Here is a 21,538-nt window from a genome sequence, read left to right as displayed (position 1 = left end):
CTAAGGGAACAATTCATCAAGATATTCAATTTTGAGATGACGAGCGGCTGGACTTCTATGGTCACATTTTGACTAATTGCCGGTATGAAAGTACGCCTCCATATCGGCGTTGCGACGTTATTCACGTTTCTCACGTTAGTCGTAACAGCAACGCTGGTTGCCATCCTTTATTTTGGCAACAGAGAACTCGCCATTCGTACCGCGAAAGAGCGGATGGCCGAGGCCAGAAGTCAGTCAGTCGATGAGATGCTAACCGTTATACTTGGGGCGGGAGGCGTCGTATCTTCTGCATCTGTCTTTCTTTCAAATTTTTCGGAAGATGCTGGCTCAAGTGCAGGTTTGGACGTGCTCTATTCGCTGATGCAAGGCAATGAGCACTACTATGGCTTATATTTTGGTGAGGAAAAATCTGGAGACTTTTTTCAGAGTATAAACCTCCCGAAACACTGGAAATCCTTTGGACCGAGCGCTTTACCAGTGCCGGATGGAATAGACCGCGTCCAAAGGACAATCTCCGATCAATCTGGCGAGCGTATTGAAACCTACTATTGGTCCGATGGCAGTTCGCTGGCCACGCCATTTATTAGTGGAACCGCTGTCTACGACCCTCGAACGCGCCCCTGGTATCGCGGCGCGTTAGAGCAAAGCGGTATATACGTTTCGCCGCTTTATCAATTTGAGAGTACAGGGCGGCTAGGTGCAACGTTTTCAAAAACCGTAGTTGATGACGATGGTGAATTGATGGGCGTCGTTGCGCTGGACATAACAATTTCGGCACTTTCGCAAATCCTAGATGATATCAGGATCGGCGATCATGGTTTGGTTTTCATGCTGGATCGCGAAGGTCGTCTACTATCGCACACCAGCTCGCGGTCCGAAGGCGGAGCGGCGCGCTTCGTGAGTTCCGATACGAACGAAAAAATAGAAGGCAATAGCAAAATTATTGACAGTGTCATTGATGAATGGCGAGCAAGCCAGCAGGATTTTTTTCGCATAGCTTCGGCATCAGATGAAAGAAACTATTTCGTATCTGTGATGCCCATCCCTGAAGTCTTTGGTGCCCAACCTACGCTCGGGCTTATAGTGCCGGAAGATGAGTTTATCGGAGAAATAAAAAGAAACACGACCCGTGCCATGCAAATCGGCGTACTTGCTTTGTTTCTGGCTGTCGCATTTACCTTTGTTGTCGCCCGGCTGTTGAGCAAAAATCTTGTGCGTGTGGCAACAGAGGCGAGAAAAGTCAGTAACTTTGAACTAAGTGACAACTTGGACCTGAAATCAAATATTCAGGAAGTCGCCGAACTCGGTGCCGCCGTTGCAAGTATGAAAGCTGGATTGTCGAGTTTCGGTGCGTTCGTACCGAAGGAGCTAGTGCGGTCCATCCTTTCAAGAGCAGAGAGAATTAGCGTTGGGGGAGAGTCGCGCGACGTGACTCTTATGTTCGCCGACCTCAAAGGGTTTACGCGCCAAACCGAGGGGCTTGAACCCGAAGTCCTGATGCCTGCTTTGTCCGAGTATTTCGAAGCTATGGAAAAAGAGATATCCGGCAATCAGGGTACCGTGGATAAGTACATCGGCGATGCCATTATGGCTCTATGGAATGCTCCGCTGGATGATACTGATCACCCAATTCATGCTTGCCGAGCAGCTCTAACTTGTTTGCAAGCTGAGGCGAAACTCAATTCTGATAATGAAGCGTTACCATTACGTCCGTTGCACACGCGTTTCGGCTTACACACCGGTCGCGTAGTCGTAGGTAACGTTGGGTCCCTCTCAAGATTGCAATACACTGCGCTCGGTGCTGCCGTTAATTTTGCTTCCAGACTAGAAGGGTTGAACAAAGTTTACGGTACAAGGATTCTTATATCGGAAGACGTGGCTGTTCATGTCACGAACAGGTTTTTGCTGCGCGAAATTGACTTTGTCGTGCCTGCCGGGACTAGCTTTCCTAGTCGTATCTTTGAACTAATGGCGGAAAAAGATGATGAGGGTGGTTTTCTGGCGAGCGCAGCCAAGAAACGCGAACTCGAAGAATGGCGCGCATGCTATGCCTTGTATCAGTCTGGAAAATGGACTGAAGCATTAGACGCCCTCCAGAGGCATCGAGAAATCGCAGCTAACAAGCGTCTTGTGGATGTTTTTATCGAGCGTTGCAGCAGTTTTGCGTCTAAACCACCGGCCGCTTGGGATGGTGTTTACTGGTTTGAGAAGAAATGAATGAGAAGCGCAGCAAACCATCATTCCGATGGGCCTCAGGCCAATCATGCGCTTGCAATCAAATTGCCCCCGTCAAATCTGGCCGACCTAAAACGTGCATTGCTTCAGATTGCGGCGTATGCCGGCTATGAGCCCAAAGCAGACTTTTTTCTCGCTATGCATGGATTAATCGAAGGAGTGTCGCGCAACGACTATTATGCGACAACTTTGAACTATAAAGCGGACAAATCTCGGCAAAATGGGTCAAAATCCATTCTGGAAAAACCGGCCGCTGTTATCCAACGACAAAAAATTCAAAATAGGAGAACTCTGACAGCCTATGCTTGATTATCTCTACTCCAAAGAAACCGCATTTATAACGGATAGACATAGTCTGCAGGGATCTTGTGTTAGGTGTTTTCTGGGTTTTTGCTTTCTGGCTCCAATGCAGTTGTAGTTGTTAAGCCGCAGTTTCGTGCTCACCTATTCTGAAGAAGATTGTGTAGAGAGTTGGCACCACTATCAGCGTAAGAACGGTAGCAAAACTCAAGCCGCAGATAATTACCACCGCGAGAGATTCGAAAAAAGGATCCCACAGCAACGGCATCACTCCTAGTACCGTGGTAAGTACTCCCAATGAAACTGGGCGAACCCGTAACACGGCCGAGTCGACGACGGCCTGCAATCGAGATTTTCCACCAGCAATCTGAGAGTCTGTTTCGTCAATAAGGACGATAGCGTTTTTGATTAGCATTCCTGTCAAGGACAAGATGCCAAGTACTGCCATGAACTCGAGTGGCGTTCTAGTTGCCGCGAGGCCCCAAACAACCCCAATGAGAGCTAGCGGCACTGTCAACCAAATGATCAGAGGCTGACGGACTGCGTTGAACAAGAAGAAAACTACGACGATCATCGCGCCAAATCCAAGTGGCATGGTCGAAGCAAGGCCTTCGTTTGCACTTTGCGAGTCTCCGTACTCACCTCTCCATTCGAGAGAGTAACCACTTGGCAAGTCGATTGCCTCTACGAGTGGCCTGACTTGGGCGAACAGGTCACCTGAGAGTACTTCTGGTGCGTTATCGGCTTGTGCGGTGATCGCAAGCCTGCGGTCGATGCGCCTAAGATTTCCAGCTTCGAAAACAAGGTCAAATCGATCTACAACTTGGGATATTGGAATGTATCCTGCGGCTACCGCGCTATAAACTTGGATATTTTTTAGGTCACTGATGTTTTTGCGGTCTGATTCGAAGGGGCGCATTACTATGTCCAAAAGGTTGTCGCCTTCGCGATAAACCCCTAAAGGCGCGCCTACCTGATGCCAGTAAACTGCCCTAGATATTTCAGCTTGGGTGAGGCCAAGCCTACGGGCGTTTTCTGTATCGATTACTGGTCGAATTACCTGCTTTTGTTCGCGCCAGTCGTCTTTTATGGCAATGGCGCCGTTCTCAGAAAATATTCGTTTAGCTTGTTCGGCGAGGTCTCTAAGAACAATGGGATCGGGGCCGGAAAATTCGGCTTCGATCCTCGATCCACCGCCAGGGCCCAGCACAAACTTCCAAACTTTTGCATATGAATCAGCATAGTTTTCGTTAATCCAAGACTGAATTTCCGGCTGTAGCGCATCGATCTGTCGATAGTCTTCGACGTCCACCAACATTTGACCATATGCAGGATTTTGGTCTTCACTGTCATACACCAACATGAAGCGTAGATGCCCGCTGCCCACCGACAGATTTGTGGAGGTGACACCCGGTAGACTCAGGATATGCGCTTCAATTTCTCGCATGTCCTGACTTGTTTTTTGAATATCGGTTCCCTCGGGCAAAAAATAGTCTACGACAAATTGCGCCCTGGTGCTGTTGGGAAAGAAACCCGGAGGTACTAGTGCGAACCCGGCGACAGCGGAAAGAAAGAGAGCAAAAACAAGACCCACAGTTACGTAGCGGAAACGGATCGCATACGCGAGTACCGAACGATAGGCGCGGAGGATGGAGTTCTCTGCAGGGGGTTGTTCGGAGGTTGGCTTAAGCAACAAAGTGCAAAAATAGGGTGTAAGCCATATCGCTACCAACCATGAAAAAAGCAAGGAAATCGAAATAGTCCAAAATAGACTTCCAGCGTATTCTCCGGTGTTGTCTGGGGAAAAACCGATGGGGGAAAACGCTAAAAGGCCTACAACTGTACCGCCAAGTAGCGGCCATTTGGTTTGGTTTACGACAGAGATTGCTGCATCACTTGTGGCTTCACCGCGCTGAACTCGGACCAATGTCCCTTCGACAACGACAATTGCGTTGTCGACCAACATACCGAGCGCAATGATTAGTGCGCCTAGCGAAATCCTTTGCATGTCAAGGCCTAGGAGGTGCATTCCGGCAAGCGTCCCTGCAACCGTGACCAGAAGAATACCTCCCATAAGAATTCCGGACCTTAGCCCCATAAAAACAAGCAAGATGCCAACAACGATGATCAGAGCCAAAACAACGTTCATGACAAAGTCGTTGACGGATACTTTCACAGAAGCAGACTGATCCGAGATTGGCAAAATCTGGATCCCGATTGGCCTAAGGTTCTCTAACTCGGCTATCCGTTGCTTCACTGCTTCGCCCATATTCACAACGTTTCCGCCAAGGCTATTGGATATTCCAATCCCAATTGCGGGCTGACCATCACGAAAAAGGTGGGGGCTTGCGGGTTCAACGTATCCGCGCGACACATTAGCGATATCAGAAAGTCGAAACGACGCGCCGCTACTAGGCATAGAAACAACTAGGTCTTTGATGGCGTCTATTGAGTCTACGGCTGCCGACGGCCGTATCTCTATTCGACGCGAATTAGACTTAATGGAAGCCGAAGGCGCTACAAGGTTCTGTCCTTCGAGAACCTGTTCGATTTGCTGCGGGGAAATCCCCAGCTCAATTAACCTTGCTGGAGCATATTCAACAAATATTGCTTCTTTTTGTACCCCGCTTAAGACCACCTTCGAAACACCATCGACAGCAACCAACTCCCTTTGAAGCTCTTTGGCGTACTCGTGAAGCTCGGCCACTGAATAGCCGTCTCCGACAATCGCAAAGTACAAGGCATAAACATCGCCGAAGTCATCGTAGACCTGAGATTGCAGCGCATTCGGTGGAAGACTTGCCTGAGCGTCAAGTATCTTCGCACGTAGCTGGGCAAATCGCGCGTGAAGTGATGGAAAATCAGGTGTGGTGGGAATGGAAAACTCAACAGTTACAGTGCTGAGCCCGGGCGAGGAGACTGACTTAACCTGTTTTACTCCTTGGAGCTCTTGCAAAGCATTCTCGACGACCTCTGTAACTTCCGCTGCTACTTCTTCCGCGGTGGCGCCAGGGTACGGTGTTATCACTTGGGCTTGCCTGATTATGAACTCAGGGTCCTCGAAACGGGGAAGAGTGAGATAGGCAAAATAGCCAGCCACCAAAATCAGAATAGTAACCAGCGCTGAAATTAGACGCTTCTCAATTGCAAACCTTGCGAGATCCATTTGTTACTCACCAACTTTTGAAATCGGGCGAACTACCATGTCGTCCTGAAGTTCGCTCAGGCCTGCAGTGACAATAACGTCCCCTGCCTTGAGGCCCGCAGAAACGATGACGAAATCGTCAAATATTTCTCCTAGTTCAACTGGTTGACGCTTAACGGAGTTGCTGGGCTCATCTAAAGTCCAAACGTAAGGGGAGCCATCGGGGTTTGCTGCTAAAGCGGAAAGTGGAACTTTCACCAGCGCTTCGCTTTTGCTCTCTGCCCTAATATTCACTCGCGCTACCATCCCGGGCAGTACAACCAATTCTTCGGGCGGGGTTACTGATAGACGACCACGATACGTCTGCGTCGCCGAGTCCGCCTGGGTGGTAAACTCGACAAGCTCTGCCTCCATTTCTACGTCGGGCATAGCATCAAACGTCACTGTACTTACGACACTGTCGAAGCCGATTGATGACATTGCGATTATGTCGACGCCGGGTAGGTCATAACTTACATCCAATGTCGAGAGATCTTGAATTAAGGCAATGGTTTCACCGACTTGCACGTTGCGAAAATTGTCCACATTACGCCGCGCAATTGTTCCATCGAATGGCGCTTTAAGCGTGGCATCAGATAGATTGTTTTTCGCGGACTGAATTTGTGTATTTAGGCCACGGATTGCTGCTTCCGCAGCGATTATCTCTTCGGGTCGCCCACCCACTCGACCAATCGTCAGTTGCTCCTCACGCGACACCAGTTCGGCTTCCGCCAGACGAAAGGCAGCTTCGCGTTGCTGATACTGCGCGGTGGGAATGACACCCCTCTCTAGAAGCTGCGTTGCGCGGACGTACTCTTCACGGGCTTGATCGCGTTGGGCTTGAGCCGCCTGAACTGAGGCTTCCAATGCTGTAATTTCTTCTGGACGTGCACCGGATTTCAAAACCGCAAGGTTTGCCTCAGCCTGTTCTAGTTGGCTGGTTAGTCTTTCTATTTCGACTTCAAAGTCTCGAGTGTCTAGTTGGGCAATGACGTCTTCCTTTACGACACTGCTGGAAGCCCTAATCGGTAGTTCAATAATGCGTCCACTTACTCGAAATGAAAGCTCAACTTCTCTCGATGGATAGACGATTGCAGGATAAATTCTTTCAAAATCAGAGCTAGCTTCGGGGACAGTAAATACCTTTGCAGGTCGAGCGGTTGGGGGCGTGTCTTGCGCCGCGGCCACAATGGGAAAAGCACCAAATAAGACAACCGCCCAACTCCCAAGGATTCTCAAATACATGCTTATTCACTCGCTCTATCTACGTTTTTCGGTCGCTTCGCACTCGTAACAATTGCGAGCAGCTCAGCGTGAAGCGTGATTTGTTGAGTTAACACTGACCGTAAATCAGTCTTTTAACAACAACGAGTGAGCCAAAATGGCTCAGCGTGGAGATCAGTGATTACTACATACCTATTTCGTTGTGTTTTCAAAGTGTACGCAAGAAACGGATCAAGAAATTTCTTTCGCAAACGATTGAGGTCATCCTATTATTCTCAGTGTTTTGCGATTCATGAGGAGCTCAGTGCTACGGACACCGGAAAAAGCGCTATTGTCCGGGCAATACGGTGTCGTGCCTGAGCAAATGCGCCTTGCAAAAAAGCGACAGAGAACTGCTAGAAATGGGAGCTAGCGCGCGTTGGCAATAAGAAACCAAATCATCAGTCTTCAGTCACTCTTCATATCGATGGCTGCCGTTCAGCTAGCCACCGCTGGATCAGGCACTTTGGTACCACTCGCGTTTTCTGAAATTGGAGCTTCACAAGAAGCTGCTTCGATGGCAGCGTCAGCATATTCCGCAGGGTTTTTAGTCGGCTGCTTTGTCGTTGCCAGATCCATCGTTGATTTTGGCCATATCCGTGCATTTGCTTTTGGCGCAGCTATCGCGATCGCTGTGGCCATACTGTTTTCTGTTTCCACCAGTACGCCGTTTCTTGTCTTCTTGCGTTTCCTTAGCGGTTTGGCGACTGCAGGGCTGTTTTCAATTGGCGACACCTGGCTGAATGAAACAGCAGAGGAAAGGACCCGTGGGAGTGTGCTCGCAGTCTATTCGATTGTCGTAGGCATAGTCGCGGTATTCAGTCAGTTCTTAGTCTTTATAGTGCCTGGGGATATTCGAGAGGCATTCGTCTACGTCGCTTTGTTTTACTGCCTTTCGATTGTGGTTATTTCGACTACTCGATCAACGCCACCCAACAATGACACACCGGTACCCATTCGGGTGCGCGGTTTGTTCAAAGATGCACCAGCCGCGGCTGTGGGTGTTTTTGCCATTGGTATGGTATCTACGACGCTGTTGAGCGTGGTTCCCTACAGCGCTGCTCAGCTCGGGATAGAGATTATCAACGTGGCCATTATGGTCGCACTAATCTATCTCGGGCGCGTTCTTTTTCAGTTTCCGCTTGGTCGGCTATCCGACAAGATGGATCGCAGGATAGTAATTTTGATCGCATCGACCACTGCAACACTAGTTCTATTTGCCATGGGGATCCTCGTCGATGTGGACTATGACCACAGCGTTAATTCATTCGATTACAACTCAGTCGGTTTCGTAGTCCTTTCCATCATACTGGTGTTACTAGGTGGTAGCTTGCTCACCCTTTATTCTTTGCTTGTTGCGCACGCGTTAGACCGAACAGTTCCGGTCTTTGTGTCTTCGGCGGCGGTGACAATGCTTTTGGTTTGGACTTTAGGATCCATCACCGGCCCTCTGATCGCGAATGTTGCTACAACCTTCTTCGGTGACATTGCGCTCTATTGGGTGAATTTTGCGGTCATGTTTTGTTTTGCTTTGTATTTGGGACAAAGGGTATGGTCAGTTGACCCTGTTTCGCGTGCTGAGCAGACGTCTCACACTGATGTCCTACCAACCAGTACAGAAATGGCGCCGTCCGAGAAACGCTAATACTATGAAAATCAAGTTTCTTATTGCTGGTTTTTGTTTGAAGGCGACCAATGAGTTGGGAACAAACAATGCGCCCCAAAGGTTAGAACTGAGATTAAAAAATGGTCCATTTTGATGATTTTGGCGTTTGTCCTAGCATATCCCAAGTCAGTTAGTCGCGGGGGAGACGGGACGCATGTATTGGAAAAAACTCTTTGTCTTCCTTTTACTTTTCCAAGTGGCTTGCTCAAGTATTTCGAGGACTCCAGTAAGCGCTACGGATCTCCAGGACCCACAAGTTCCAGGTATCGAAGGTGCTCGCTACTGGGCTGATGTCGCTCCGACTAATATCAGTACGCTTCTAGAAACCTCGCTACGCCAGCGACAGGCATCGGGGGTTACTTCAGACTACACTCTGACGCTATCAGGTGGGGGCGAAGATGGAGCCTTCGCCGCTGGCATTCTTTCCGCATGGAGCGAAGCCGGTACTCGTCCAGAGTTTATGGCAGTTACAGGAGTTTCTACGGGTGCGTTGGCTGCGCCCTTCGCCTTTTTAGGAAGCGATTATGACGATGAACTCAAGAACCTGTATGGTGGGCTGCCACCTTCCCGAATTTTCAAAGGAAGGTTCATTACTGGGATCCTGAGCGGTGCTTCTGTGAAGAGTTCTGACCCACTAAGGCAACTCATCGAAAGTTACGTTACTGACGACTTCCTAGCAAAAGTTGCTAACGAACATCGTCGTGGCCGGCGCTTGTTGGTTCAATCGGTCAGCTTGGACGCGCAAAGGCCTGTGCTTTGGGACTTAGGCGCGATCGCAAACAGCGGGGCACCAAATGCAAAAAAGGTTTTCGTAGATGTACTGCTAGCCTCAGCCGCAATACCAGGCGTTTTCCCTCCCGTTTTAATCGACGTCGAAACTCAGGATGGTGTTCGAGATGAACTGCACGTTGATGGTGGTGTCTATTCTCAAACCGCTTACGTTCCAGGATGGGATATCCCAAGAAAATATGCTCGCGGAGGCAAACTATACGCGATCCGAAACGGCAAAGTTGAGCCAGAACTAAGAGTAATAAAACCGGGGGTCTTCCAAGTGTCCGCACGATCGCTTTCTACACTTATCAAAGCACAAGGCGTAGATGATCTCACGATTGCGTACAAACTAAGCCTGCAGCGACGCGCAGAATACCAAGCTACTTGGATCGGAACAGATTTCGACTACCCGCTGGCTGAACCTTTCGATCCAGACTACATGCGAGCGCTGTTCGACTACGGCTATCAGCGATTCAAATCGGGGGCACTCTGGAGCAATAGGCCTCCCAAGTGAAACAGAGAATTATTGTCGTTAGCGACAGAACCCGAGGGGTTTGCGCTATGTTGGTTCCATGCTGCAGTTTGGCTAGCTTACTAGACTAGTGAAACTGACCGGAAACAAATATCAACCCCGGCCGCGACGAAAGTGAAACTATTACTATCGAATTTTCTGAACGTCTCTTTTAATCGAAACAGTGTTCGAAAAACTCGTCTATCTCACCTGATTGCAGTATTTCGGCTTCTTCCTCGGTATAGGAATCTGGTACTTTTCCGGTGCTTCGATAACCTACATACTTTTGAGCATAAACAAGGATAATTCCCTGAGCCAATTCGTGGAACATCTGGCTTTCGGTTTCTTCTACTTCGACGCCCTGCTCCATGATTTTATAGACACAGTTTTCGGTGTTCGTCAGGACCGTCTCTTCACCTAAGAAGATATAGGTATGTGTTTTCTCGTCCGCGATAGCAGTAGCTCCAGCTACAGCAAGAAAGACGATACTGACAGCGCCTTTGATCAAGTGTTTCACTTCGATAACCCTTTAATTCTCTATAGGTTGGATGCTTGTCGTCAGGATCACCTAAACCTAGCAGCACGATCGTCTTGTTGCACCCTTGTTCTATGATGCTCTACCATCGGACCGTATTGTCAGGTTGCGTCTGTGCAGCTCGTTCAGACCGGATAGTGGTGCGGCGAAGTTAGGAGTCTGTTCGTGGCAGAACCGATAGTGGTGGATAGTTTTATTGCAGTGACCCTGGGCATCGTTGTGTACTTTCTCGGATCAAGGCTCACAGAGCAGTTTGAGCTTTTACGCAAATACTCGATCCCCGAACCAGTTTCAGGGGGCTTACTGGCAGCACTGGTGACGCTAGGCGTAGTGACTGTGACTGGGCGAGAAGTAGTTTATGATCTGGCTTCGCGCGACTCTTTGCTGATCTACTTCTTCACCACGATTGGTCTTAATGCGAGGTTCTCAGACCTAGTTAAAGGCGGCCCACTTCTGGGCCTTATGCTTGTTTTGACCATTGGGTATATGTTTATCCAGAATGGAATAGGCGTTCTAGGAGCTTCTCTATTTGGGTTGCCTTCTCAGGCCGGTGTGATGATGGGGACAACATCTCTCATCGGTGGTCACGGTACAGCCATAGCATGGGGCCCGGTTGTAGAAGAGCAATACGCTGTAGCGGGCGCTGCAGAACTTGGCATCGCTGCAGCGACGATCGGGTTGATCATGGCGAGCCTAATAGGTGGACCAATCGCCAGCTACTTAATCGCGCGTGACCAACTTGAACCAAGTACTCAGGAGAAAGCCACAGTTAGCGACTCCAACAAAAACGGTGTCGAGGTCGGTGCTTCAACTGAATCAAACGGTGCTCCAACAAATCCTGGGATGATGCGAGCCATTCTTTGGACACATGTGGCAATTGTTATCGGTTACATAGCCGATGAATCGCTGGAGCTGACCGGAGCAAACTTGCCACTCTTTGTGCCATGCCTTCTTTCTGGTATTTTACTTGCAAACCTGACGCCCAGAGTTTTGCCGAAAATCAAGACGCCAACGGGGACCGCGTCTTTACAACTATTGCAAGATTTCTCGCTAGCGGTGTTTCTTTCAATGTCGCTAATGAGTATGCAACTTTGGACTTTGGCAGGTTCCGCTGGGGTTTTAGCCGTTACTATGACGCTTCAAGCTGCCGCTGCTGCTGTTTTCATCGTTTTCGTTGTCTATCGAACGATGGGGCGAAACTACTTTGCAGGCGTGATGTCGGCTGGTTTTGCGGGCTTCGCGCTTGGAGCTACACCAACGGCCATCGCAAACATGACTGCCGTGACGCACAAGTACGGCCCATCTCCGCTTGCCTTCATTGTGCTTCCGCTGGTTTCAGCTTTCTTTGTCGATATTGCTAATGCATTTATCATCCAAGCGTTTGTTTCGAGCCTACCTTAGGGGTCTGGGTATATTGAGATTCATAGGCAGTAGACAACAGTTGTTGCCAAAGTGATAACGGATAAGAACGTTGCTGGTCACCGGTTATATCGTGTTTAAACACACTTCATGCCGTCCTGTAGTTTTAGGTTTGAGGGGACCAAAGGCGCTAATAGAGCCAAGAACGAGCAATAGTGCCAAAACTTTTTTGTCCTAAGGGAACAATTCATCAAGATATTCAATTTTGAGATGACGAGCGGCTGGACTTCTATGGTCACATTTTGACTAATTGCCGGTATGAAAGTACGCCTCCATATCGGCGTTGCGACGTTATTCACGTTTCTCACGTTAGTCGTAACAGCAACGCTGGTTGCCATCCTTTATTTTGGCAACAGAGAACTCGCCATTCGTACCGCGAAAGAGCGGATGGCCGAGGCCAGAAGTCAGTCAGTCGATGAGATGCTAACCGTTATACTTGGGGCGGGAGGCGTCGTATCTTCTGCATCTGTCTTTCTTTCAAATTTTTCGGAAGATGCTGGCTCAAGTGCAGGTTTGGACGTGCTCTACGATGAGCCAGACACCCTCTCTTATCAAATCGACTTAAACTGTCCCATTGGCGCTGACGTCAGACACATGCGACCGTACGCTTTCGATGGGACAATCCACCAAGTCACCGCAAGGTATATCGAGCAGTGATCGATCCTTCTCGACCGCATTAGTCACTTTCTCGCGGATGCCGATGTAAGAAAGCGGACCATAGCACAGCTGAAGCGAACTGGTGCGTTGTCCGCAGACCAGACATTCAAATGGTCTCTTTGCATCGCAGTGCAGCTAGCGGCGGCTTCCTGCGCATCTGGTAAATTCGCTGAAGCCTAGAACCTAGATCTGCGGCACATGATCGGAAAGCGGGCTGCGACGACAGACTTGTGTGGGAATATTCAAAGTCGGCTCTGGACCTTCCCCAGTGACGTTACAGGGTAAGATTAACGGTAATGCTGCTTCGCCTATGACGGCCTCGAAAAGCCCAAACTCCCGTGCTTCATCTACAACCCAAAGGCGTTAATCCGAGCAGTGATTGATCGTAAAGTATGCAATCAATTAAGAACATCGACCACTGCCCCTATTAGGTTCAGCACCTCGTGTGTCTCCCGGTTCACTTGGTAAACATAGTCTCCGGCACGCACATAGTAGCCGTTTCGCCGCAGGCCATATCGGCTAGGATTATCGATGCGAACGTACCCATTGTAGATGAAATCCCCGACTCGGTATCGTTTAGCTTGGCCGGGCGGAACGCACGGCACTGCTTTCTTGGCCAAACCCGGAGGACAGTTACCTGCTTTTGATTTCACGAAAACAGGCTGCAGTGCATTGTGCGACCCGATACTCTGTCCAAGATCAAGAGACTGGATGTCAAAACTCGCACCCGCAAAGGGCCCGGCCTGCATAGTGAACACCGTCGCCGTGATTGCCAAAGCCGTTTTCATCTTTTCCGCCTCCTTTAACTGATCTTTCCAATTATGATCATCTTCGGGATTTGACCAATGCATCGGCGGAGACTGGCTTACTGCCGAAGTCTTCTGCTGTGAAACTATGGTTCGCTTGGCACAACATTCTCATCTAACGACGTTAGAAACCCTCAAGTTGGAATGGGGCAATTGAAGTGGCGCCCGGCCAGACCAATCCTTTGTTCTTATTTCGTAAACAACATTAACCGAACATGAACAGTGTATTCTCATTAGGTTCAAACAACTTTGCGCATACTGACCAAGTTGGATCGAACGAGACGTATATCGTTTGACGGAAACAAGGGGAACAAAATGGTCAAACCTGCCTTTGTGACTGAAGATCGCAGCCCTGAAATTGCGATGCGGACCTCTAGCAAATCTGCTGAAGAGCGCCTGCAAACCGCGATGAATTCGAGCAATAGCCGCTTCCCTCCTATCGAAAACGCACTGACAGAGATCACAAAAAACAAGCGGCTATCCGAGGCTCACCAAAACGTCTGAAGGAAATTCGGCTGCCCCCCGACAATTCTCGATTTTCGCCCTAAACATCTGAATTGTAACAGGAACCCGTCCCAGCTTGGGGCGGGGTTTTCTTGTTGCGCATCGCAATCATCAAGAGCTTGCGCCTATCAGGCCGACTGAATCTACCTTCCAACTTAGTATCCGAAAGGCTTATCGACGCTCCAGCTTTCAGTTCGTCCTGAAGTGGAGACTGGCGATTGCCGAGAAGCCTCAGGTCAAAGCCCCAGCAGCGCTTTAACCTGTTCCTCAACTGCATCCGTAACAGGCTTGTTGGCAGCGGCTTCCAGTGCCTCACGTTCGGCCAGATCTTGCTCTTCGACAAGTTCAGTCAACTCTTCCACCTCTTCAACGGCTTCATTGTATTCAATGGCTGCCTGTCTTTCGTCATTCAGAGTCTGGGCTTCATCAATCGAAGCGTCTAATTCGGCTTGGGCCTCTTCTAGCTGCGCTTCGATATCTGGATCACTACCGCCCGCATCCTCCAAAGCTTGTTCAAGTTCTGCGACCGTATCCTGGTTGGTTTGTACCTCACCTACTGCGACTTCCAAGTCATCCTCGATTTCTTGAACTGTCCGCTCTGGTTCTTCCAGCCCTTCAAGAAACTCCAACTGTTCTTCCAGTTCCTCCCGCAAAGGCTCTCCGGCCAGCACTGTGTCTCGGTACGTGGCAATTCTGCCAACCCGCGAATTGGGTGCTGCATTGGCCAGGGCCGTTGGGCTTGCATTGGCGGCGTTCAGTGCGCCCAACTCAGAGGGATGTGCACCAAGCAGCGCAGCCATACGATTGCCTTTTGCCCGGGCAACTGGGCGCTTGGACTCTTCTAAAATCACATTTTGGCGAACCGTTCTTTGCGCCTTGGTCTTTTGCGTTTGAAGGGTTGTCGTAGCAACCCTTGAGGTGGTTGCTGTATTGCGAGCTTTGCCTTTCCCGTTGAACAGATTTTTCAGAGAAAACCCTCCGCCTTTTTTCGTACCAGACCGCGCAGACTGCGATTTTGTTTTCCCCTGTCCGAATATCCCGGCCTTGGCCCCGCTACGGCTTTTGTCGGCCCCTTTCCCACGGCCACCATTCCCAGCCGAGCTGTTGTCTCCGCGATCTCCCTGGGCGCCGTTGCCATTCCCACCGCCGTTTCCATTGCCACCGCCATTCCCATTGCCGCCGCCGTTGCCATTCCCACCGCCATTACCGTTACCACCGCCGTTGCCGCCGCCATTACCGTTACCACCACCGTTTCCGCCGCCATTGCCGTTTCCACCGCCATTGCCGCCACCATTACCGTTACCCGGCTTGGCATAAGCAAAATCAGGAGCTGCGACGGTGGCTACAATGGCCGTGGACCCCAACAAGGCAATCGCGATCGTCGAAGCTTTAAGCAGTCCGCACTTGGTGGTTTTCATTTTCAATCTCCTCAAAACCTCCAGCAATGGCAATCAGCGCGCTGAGGTTGACCACGGTGTTTCGGCAGTCTGACTCGCAGTCGAATCAAAACCGTTGCCACTGATTTAACTTTAGGTCGCTTGAACGCAGGGCTAACTGCTTGTTCATCATCGGTTCATGTCTGGCCTAGTAGTCTTCGATGAAGGTGTTTGAGGGTGTTATGCAGGCCAAAGCGTTTTTTCTGGTTGCAGCTTTGCTGACTGTCTTGTCTGGTGGGCAAGCGGCGGCAGATGCACGCGAACTCAAACAGTCTGAACTGCGCATGGCGACGTTGTCAGGCAGTGCGATACGGCTGAACCGTGTGATCAAAGGCGTGAAAAAAGCATACGGCGGAACACCTGTTGATGCGCGCGCATTCAAAACAGACAAGATTTACTATCGTATCCTGGTCAAAAAGCCGGGCGGGAAAATCGTCAGCGTGATCGTGAACGCCGAAACCGGCACAGTCGTCTCGAACCGCTCAAGTACGGGGCGCGAGATTTCTGAAGCCGCACGCAATTCAACCAAATCCAAAAGCAACAACGCTCAGAGTGCCTCTACCACTCGTGGAAACAGTGCAGGCCGAAGCAATGCTGGCGGCAATGGTAACGGCAACGGCGGTGGCAATGGTAACGGCAACGGCGGTGGCAACGGTGGCGGCAATGGTGGCGGCAACGGTGGCGGCAACGGCGGTGGCAACGGTGGCGGCAATGGCGGTGGCAACGGTGGCGGCAATGGCGGTGGCAACGGTGGCGGCAACGGCGGTGGCAACGGTGGCGGCAATGGCGGTGGCAACGGTGGCGGTAATGGCGGTGGCAACGGTGGCGGTAATGGCGGTGGCAACGGTGGCGGCAAAAAATAAAGTGAAGATCACGCTGGTTTAGCTGTAGTCTCTGGATATGCGAATACTCCTTGCCGAAGACGAACCCCAGCTTTGTGAGCAAGTCAAAAAGCTATTGGGTGCGGAAGGTCGCGTGGTCGACGTGGCCAACAATGGTACAGATGCCCTGCATCTGGGGTCGACTGAACCGTACGACATGATCATCCTCGACATCGGCTTGCCTGAGCGTGACGGCATTTCGGTCCTGCGCGAATGGCGCAGCGCGGGCGTCAAGACACCGGTCTTGATCCTGACGGCCAGAGATGGCTGGAGCGAACGCGTCGACGGCTTGGATGCCGGCGCGGATGACTATATGACCAAGCCGTTCCATATGCCCGAATTGGCGGCACGTGTACGGGCCATCTTGCGACGTCAGAGCGGTCAATTGAACCCCGTGATAGAAATGGGAGATGTCTCTCTGGATACGCGGAACGGGCGGGTTGCCGTTGGGGGCATTCCTGTCGATTTGACCGCGCAGGAGGTCGCCGTTCTGACCTATCTGGCGCACAACATCGGTCGCATGGTGTCGCGTACTGAGCTGTCGGAACACATCTACGAATATGACGGCGACAGAGATTCCAACACGATTGCAGTATTTGTGACCCGCCTGCGCAAAAAGCTGGGCTCCGATTTGATTACAACCGTCCGGGGTCGCGGCTATATGATTGATTCCGCCTAATGCTCTCGTTGCGCCAACGGGCCTTACTCGGAGGTATCGCTTCGGGAGCGTTGTCCGTAGGCGTCGGTACGCTGATGGTGTTTTCCTACATCAATACGCGCGTTCTGGAGCAGTTCGACGCAACGCTACAAGACCGGCACACGCAGGTTGTTGTTGGCCTCAGCGCCACCACGGATGACCCTGAAACCCTGCGACGGTTGGTATTCGATCCTGCGTATAGCACGCCATATTCGGGGCGGTATTGGCAAGTAACGGACAGTACCGGCGCCATCTATACGTCTGCTTCACTCTTCGATGAAACGATCGCCGAGCCTCCGCGCGGAAATGACGAAACAATCATTTGGAACACCTCCGGTCCAGATAGCGAAGCCATTCGTGGCGTTTATCAAAAGATTACGTTCGAGGACGGAACCGAGTGGGGCGTAACTGTCGCCGAAAGCAGGAGCGAACTGATCAACGAACGCAGCGCTGCACAAAGATACCTGCTCCCGGTTTTCGGATTGGTTGGTTTGATCGGAGTGGCAAGTTCTCTTTTGCTGATGTCCGCCATTGTTGGCCCGCTCCGGAAGTTGCGCGCCGATGTCGCCCATCGCTGGGATCGAGGCGATGAACTGACTCCCGAAGACTACCCGGAAGAGGTTTCGCCCTTGGTGGAAGATCTCAACAAACTGCTGCATCGAAACCGCGAGATTGTCTCTGGTTCGCGAAGACAAGCGGCGGATCTGGCGCATGCCCTCAAGACGCCGACGGCTATCTTACGAAACGAATTGGCGGAACTGGCAGACGCAGGAGCACATACGGAGCCTGCGGAAGAAGCGCTAACTCGAATTGACGCCCAGCTTAGCCGTTCACTCGCGCGCATGCGTGCATCAAACACCGGAGAGTTAACACATTCCAGGACAGACCTGACGAATTCGGTCGAACGACTGTCCCGGCTATTCTCGGTCATGGCCGAACGCGAGGGGAAGACGCTCGTTTCGAATTGCGAGGCTGGTCTTCAAGTTCGAATGGACCCCCAGGACATCGAGGAAGTGATTGGAAACCTCCTCGACAACGCTCTCAAGTGGAGCCGGACGACACTCCAAATCACCGCGAGGCGCTGTGACAGCGGCATCGAACTTTGCGTTGAAGATGACGGGCCCGGTATTTCGGATGGTGCCCGAGAGGAAGTCCTTCGTTCAGGCAGTCGGCTGGACACCTCTGTTAAGGGAACAGGTTTGGGACTGTCTATTTCCGTTGACTTATTGAATGCCTACGGTGGGTCGCTGGAACTCAGAACATCGAAACGCTTAGGTGGCTTGGCCGCCGAAGTGAAGATTAAAGCTTGAGAAAACCGAACTGTTCTATTCCGCTGAACGTCACGGCGTAGCTCCAGCTTGTTTGCAATCCATCTTCTGGATTAGCAACAATGCCGAATCGGTCGTTGGTGCGCGCGGCGAAAGCACTCTTTGTCCGCGAAGCCGGAATTGCAAAGTAATGTTTTTAATGCCCGCTTTAGGGTGACTGTGGTCCTTTGGAGAAATAATGCTGATGGCAGCAATGTCCGTTTGGCGATCACTAAAGCATGCATAAGCGAATGATCAGGTTACTGCCTTCAATGTTCAAACCGCTGAAGCTGGCTCGCCGCCAGATTGATCGCAAAGCTCGTATCATACGAACGACTGGTTTTTGAGTGCGTGGTTGTGCTCGAGGTCAAAATTGGCCTCTACTTGGTGAATGGTCACGGTAAGTACACTGCAAATTCAGGCGAGGTAATTTCGCCACTGGGGGTAGCATTGGGGGTATCATGCGGTTTGTGCATAAATTTTTTAATTTAGAAATATATACTTAACATCTATTTTGCATTCCGTGTGGGGCACCACAGCATCCGCTAAAACATTGTAAATCATCAACTTTATCTCAGGATGGAGCCACCGCAGAACGTGGCGGAGAACAAAACTGCACCCCACTCATTTGTCAAAGAGGGCGTTTTCTACTTTGTGCGGATAGTCCCGAAGGATCTGAAGCAACTTGACACGTCGTCGAAATCTCACACTTACTGAGAACCAGATCAGCTTCAGTGGCAGCATCAAGGGCTACAAGAGCTGCACAACAGCTTGACGAATAATGGTATCACCTTCGGGTCAAGGACAGCGACTTACCGGGCAAACACATGCTTCGAGTGGCGCAAAACGCCAATGCCGCTCCGGTGACGTTCGTTGCGTTTTCCACTATGCGGGAGACGGTCAAGCTATCGAAGGCTGGGCCAACTATCTTCGACTGAAGGGCCATGCCCAAGTGCCTGTAGGACCGCGTTACGTAGAGGCCCTTGGTGATGGCGCAGAGTGCTGCAACCGTCAGATCACAGCCCATCGCAGTCACCATGTGCCACCGCTCCGCCAGCTGATCTTGCGTCATGTTTGGTATATCAACCTCATTTGCTCACTGCGGCACGAGGAAGTTCGATCCGCTTCTATTAAACAAAGTAAGGGTTCTGAGTTCAGAAATCTGTGGCCACCGCCAATAAAGATGTGACACATCCGCAAAATGTCTGACCTCGCTACCTTGAACGCACGGGAATCGGCGTCTGCAAATGGTCCGAAAGCTGACGTTAAATAAAACACTTGGAAGAGGGCTTCGAACCCAGGGCAGACTAAGTGAATTTCAATCTTAATCTAATACCAATCATCCCTGAGTTGTGTACCAGATAGGCGACGTATAAGCCCTTTCTTGTATCGACCAAGGGGCTTCGTCAGGGATTTCTGTCCCGAACACCTTGGCATCGTATGTCGTCCAGCGCGGCGTTGGTATGGCCAGCACTCTGACGTAGTAGAACGCGCTTTGCGTCGGGTCGTAGTCCGGGTCTTCCCAATATCCGACGAGAATTGCCTCGCCGATGTCATTTGTCCAAGACGCGTTTTCTACATCCACCGTATTGCCGACCGGGCCGTCACACGCCTCGTTTACAAGTTCACGCTCGCCGCAAGCAACATCATAAATACGTTCCGACGTTGTGCCGTCACTGTTCAGCCAGCCTTTGACAATCTGAATACGGTCGAGGTTGGCCCCATCGGGGTCGCGGAGAGCACGGATGAGAAATCGCGGAGATCGACCATCTCTATCCACTGGCAAATCCGCCCCCATAGGGACGCCATTTTCGTATCCATACGCGGCAAAATCCGCACGTGGCAGGTCGGTTTCGTCGAATTCATATCCGGCAAAAACGCGAACACGCATGCGCGGCCCCGTGGTTGCATAGACTTCTTTCCGAGCAAAAGCATCCCAAATGGCCTCGCGGTTGTTTTCCCTTGCCCAAACGGCCGCCAAACCCGACGCCGAAGTCTGCCATGCATATTGTGCAACACTCTCGTCACCACCAATACCGCCGACGACTTCTTCAAATCGGATCGGGTCAGCAGTAGGTTCAACAGCCGCGACTTTCCCGAAGAAATTGTCCTCGCCAACCGTGGACAGCGATGTATGAGCGTCAGTTGAGCCGATCACGCCAAACTTGAACGGGTTTGTCCCAGTTTCCGCCTCGTATCCTAGTCCACGACGCAATGCCGCGCGTGCATACTCGCGTGGAAGCATCTCCGGTGTCTTGGGCTCTGGTCCAAGTTGTCCTTTGTCCCACGTTTCGAAGTCGGCAAATTCATCGTCTGGTGACAGCATGGGATGCGCTTCGCCGTCACCTTTCATTTGTGTGATTTCGTAGATCGGTTCCCATTTGGCACGCTGTTTGAAGTACTCAACATCGAACGGCTCACCAGACAAGCGCACTTCGTCGAACATCAACCCGTTGGACAAATTGCCATTGTGCGGGATCGCGAGCAGCTTTTGGCCTGTTGTCTCTTCGGCTTGTTCCATCCATGCCCAAAGGTCTTCGGGGTCGAAGCTGTCAAAGTTCGAGAACGGGATGATCTTGTCAGCGCCCTCTTTGCCACCATTGAATATGACATTCCTGTGCAGGTTGTTCCGCTGTGGGTTTGAGGTCCACTCGAACCCAATAAGCGCAGTAAACAAACCCGGTTGATTGTGTGCCTCTGCGGCAGAGGTAATGTTGCTCCACGCTGTTTGGTAAATCTCCTGATAATCCGCCAAGGGGTCTGTGCCAGTGGACTTGGCTTGGCTCCAAATCGACCATGCGCCGACGGGATCACCGGCCTCGACAGCCGCGTTCAATTGCTGGCCAAACTCTGTAGAGAGCAACGTGGCATCTTTGGCTGAAAGCAGCGGCGCGAGACCAAGGTTCTCGGCGTGATCGGCAATAACCAAAAAATCCAATGGTCGGCGCAACCTCGCTTCGACGCCGGTACTAGAAGTCACGACTTCGCCTTTGGCAAATCTGTACGCTTCATCAGGGCCAAGTACATTTCCGATCATACCGGCATCGGCAGAGTATGATGTATGCAAATGGGTGTCGCCGAAAAAGACCTGATTAGGGAAGTTTTGTTGTGGGTAAGGGGAATACTCTCTGTCGCCGGGTTGAGTGTTTGGGATGTCCTCGGCATGCGCGGCAGCAGTAAACGCAACAGTCAAAATAGATGATAAACGGAACATTTCCTGACCTCTTATTTTGTTCAGAGCTTACAACGCTCAATACAAGTAACCCTGACGCAATATCTAAACTGTTTTCGCCTAGCATAGCTGCCGCCAAAGAAAACTCTGCCAATGATGGCTGCGAGCCCAAAGTACTGTTCAAGCAATAACTA

The 21,538-nt window shown here is 51.0% G+C and carries 16 protein-coding genes; 10 read left to right on the top strand and 6 right to left on the bottom strand.

Annotated elements, in window-relative coordinates:
- Positions 1-84 precede the first annotated feature (84 nt).
- The gene (locus GOW60_RS18085; RefSeq protein WP_171230362.1) at positions 85-2,217 is read left to right on the top strand and encodes an adenylate/guanylate cyclase domain-containing protein; all 2,133 of its coding nucleotides are present in this window, start codon (positions 85-87) and stop codon (positions 2,215-2,217) included.
- Positions 2,218-2,544 (top strand): hypothetical protein, encoded by a 327-nt coding sequence (locus GOW60_RS18080; RefSeq protein WP_171230361.1) that lies wholly within the window; start codon positions 2,218-2,220, stop codon positions 2,542-2,544. It begins immediately after the preceding gene.
- Positions 2,545-2,656: 112 nt separating this feature from the next.
- Here GOW60_RS18080 and GOW60_RS18075 read toward each other — a convergent pair whose 3' ends face one another.
- On the bottom strand, positions 2,657-5,701 hold the full coding sequence (locus GOW60_RS18075; RefSeq protein WP_171230360.1) for an efflux RND transporter permease subunit: 3,045 nt from the start codon (positions 5,699-5,701) through the stop codon (positions 2,657-2,659).
- A 3-nt stretch (positions 5,702-5,704) separates the two neighbouring features.
- The gene (locus GOW60_RS18070) at positions 5,705-6,964 is read right to left on the bottom strand and encodes an efflux RND transporter periplasmic adaptor subunit (RefSeq protein ID WP_171230359.1); all 1,260 of its coding nucleotides are present in this window, start codon (positions 6,962-6,964) and stop codon (positions 5,705-5,707) included.
- A gap of 445 nt (positions 6,965-7,409) precedes the next feature.
- Here GOW60_RS18070 and GOW60_RS18065 point away from each other — a divergent pair, with 445 nt between their 5' ends.
- Positions 7,410-8,627 carry an MFS transporter gene (locus GOW60_RS18065; RefSeq protein ID WP_171230358.1) on the top strand — a complete coding sequence of 406 codons (1,218 nt, stop codon included), beginning with the start codon at positions 7,410-7,412 and terminating at the stop codon, positions 8,625-8,627.
- A 175-nt stretch (positions 8,628-8,802) separates the two neighbouring features.
- A complete protein-coding gene (locus GOW60_RS18060; protein ID WP_171230357.1) occupies positions 8,803-9,933 on the top strand; it encodes a patatin-like phospholipase family protein in 1,131 nt (376 codons plus the stop codon).
- Positions 9,934-10,102: 169 nt separating this feature from the next.
- On the opposite strand, the gene GOW60_RS18055 is transcribed toward GOW60_RS18060, so the two are convergent.
- Positions 10,103-10,447, bottom strand: coding sequence for a hypothetical protein (locus GOW60_RS18055; RefSeq protein WP_171230356.1), 345 nt, complete (start codon positions 10,445-10,447; stop codon positions 10,103-10,105).
- 183 nt (positions 10,448-10,630) lie between these two features.
- On the opposite strand from GOW60_RS18055, the gene gltS reads away from it, so the two are divergent.
- Entirely contained in the window at positions 10,631-11,866 is a 1,236-nt protein-coding gene (gltS, locus tag GOW60_RS18050; protein ID WP_171230355.1) for a sodium/glutamate symporter, read from the top strand.
- A 276-nt stretch (positions 11,867-12,142) separates the two neighbouring features.
- On the top strand, positions 12,143-12,541 hold the full coding sequence (locus GOW60_RS18045; protein ID WP_171230354.1) for a hypothetical protein: 399 nt from the start codon (positions 12,143-12,145) through the stop codon (positions 12,539-12,541).
- A 398-nt stretch (positions 12,542-12,939) separates the two neighbouring features.
- Here GOW60_RS18045 and GOW60_RS21215 read toward each other — a convergent pair whose 3' ends face one another.
- Positions 12,940-13,392, bottom strand: a complete 453-nt coding sequence (locus GOW60_RS21215) for a hypothetical protein (protein WP_253282657.1) — start codon at positions 13,390-13,392, stop codon at positions 12,940-12,942.
- 270 nt (positions 13,393-13,662) lie between these two features.
- On the opposite strand from GOW60_RS21215, the gene GOW60_RS18035 reads away from it, so the two are divergent.
- Positions 13,663-13,851 carry a hypothetical protein gene (locus GOW60_RS18035; RefSeq protein WP_171119812.1) on the top strand — a complete coding sequence of 63 codons (189 nt, stop codon included), beginning with the start codon at positions 13,663-13,665 and terminating at the stop codon, positions 13,849-13,851.
- Positions 13,852-14,087: 236 nt separating this feature from the next.
- Here GOW60_RS18035 and GOW60_RS21020 read toward each other — a convergent pair whose 3' ends face one another.
- Complete coding sequence (locus GOW60_RS21020) at positions 14,088-15,269, bottom strand: hypothetical protein (protein ID WP_217355623.1); 1,182 nt, start codon at positions 15,267-15,269, stop codon at positions 14,088-14,090.
- A 179-nt stretch (positions 15,270-15,448) separates the two neighbouring features.
- Between GOW60_RS21020 and GOW60_RS21015 the strand changes: the two genes are divergently transcribed.
- The 3 genes from GOW60_RS21015 to GOW60_RS18015 are packed head-to-tail and all read left to right on the top strand — an operon-like array spanning position 15,449 to position 18,175.
- Positions 15,449-16,150 carry a PepSY domain-containing protein gene (locus tag GOW60_RS21015; protein ID WP_217355622.1) on the top strand — a complete coding sequence of 234 codons (702 nt, stop codon included), beginning with the start codon at positions 15,449-15,451 and terminating at the stop codon, positions 16,148-16,150.
- Between the two features lie 37 nt (positions 16,151-16,187).
- Positions 16,188-16,847 (top strand): response regulator transcription factor, encoded by a 660-nt coding sequence (locus tag GOW60_RS18020; RefSeq protein WP_171119814.1) that lies wholly within the window; start codon positions 16,188-16,190, stop codon positions 16,845-16,847.
- Between the two features lie 50 nt (positions 16,848-16,897).
- Entirely contained in the window at positions 16,898-18,175 is a 1,278-nt protein-coding gene (locus tag GOW60_RS18015; RefSeq protein WP_171230353.1) for a HAMP domain-containing sensor histidine kinase, read from the top strand.
- A gap of 1,336 nt (positions 18,176-19,511) precedes the next feature.
- Here the strand turns inward: GOW60_RS18015 and GOW60_RS18010 are convergent.
- Positions 19,512-21,386, bottom strand: a complete 1,875-nt coding sequence (locus GOW60_RS18010; RefSeq protein WP_171230352.1) for a DUF3604 domain-containing protein — start codon at positions 21,384-21,386, stop codon at positions 19,512-19,514.
- Positions 21,387-21,538 lie beyond the last annotated feature (152 nt).

The organism is Ruegeria sp. HKCCA4008 (assembly GCF_013033125.1).
Classification (GTDB): Bacteria; Pseudomonadota; Alphaproteobacteria; order Rhodobacterales; family Rhodobacteraceae; genus Ruegeria.
This window is presented reverse-complemented; position numbering and strand designations above follow the sequence as displayed.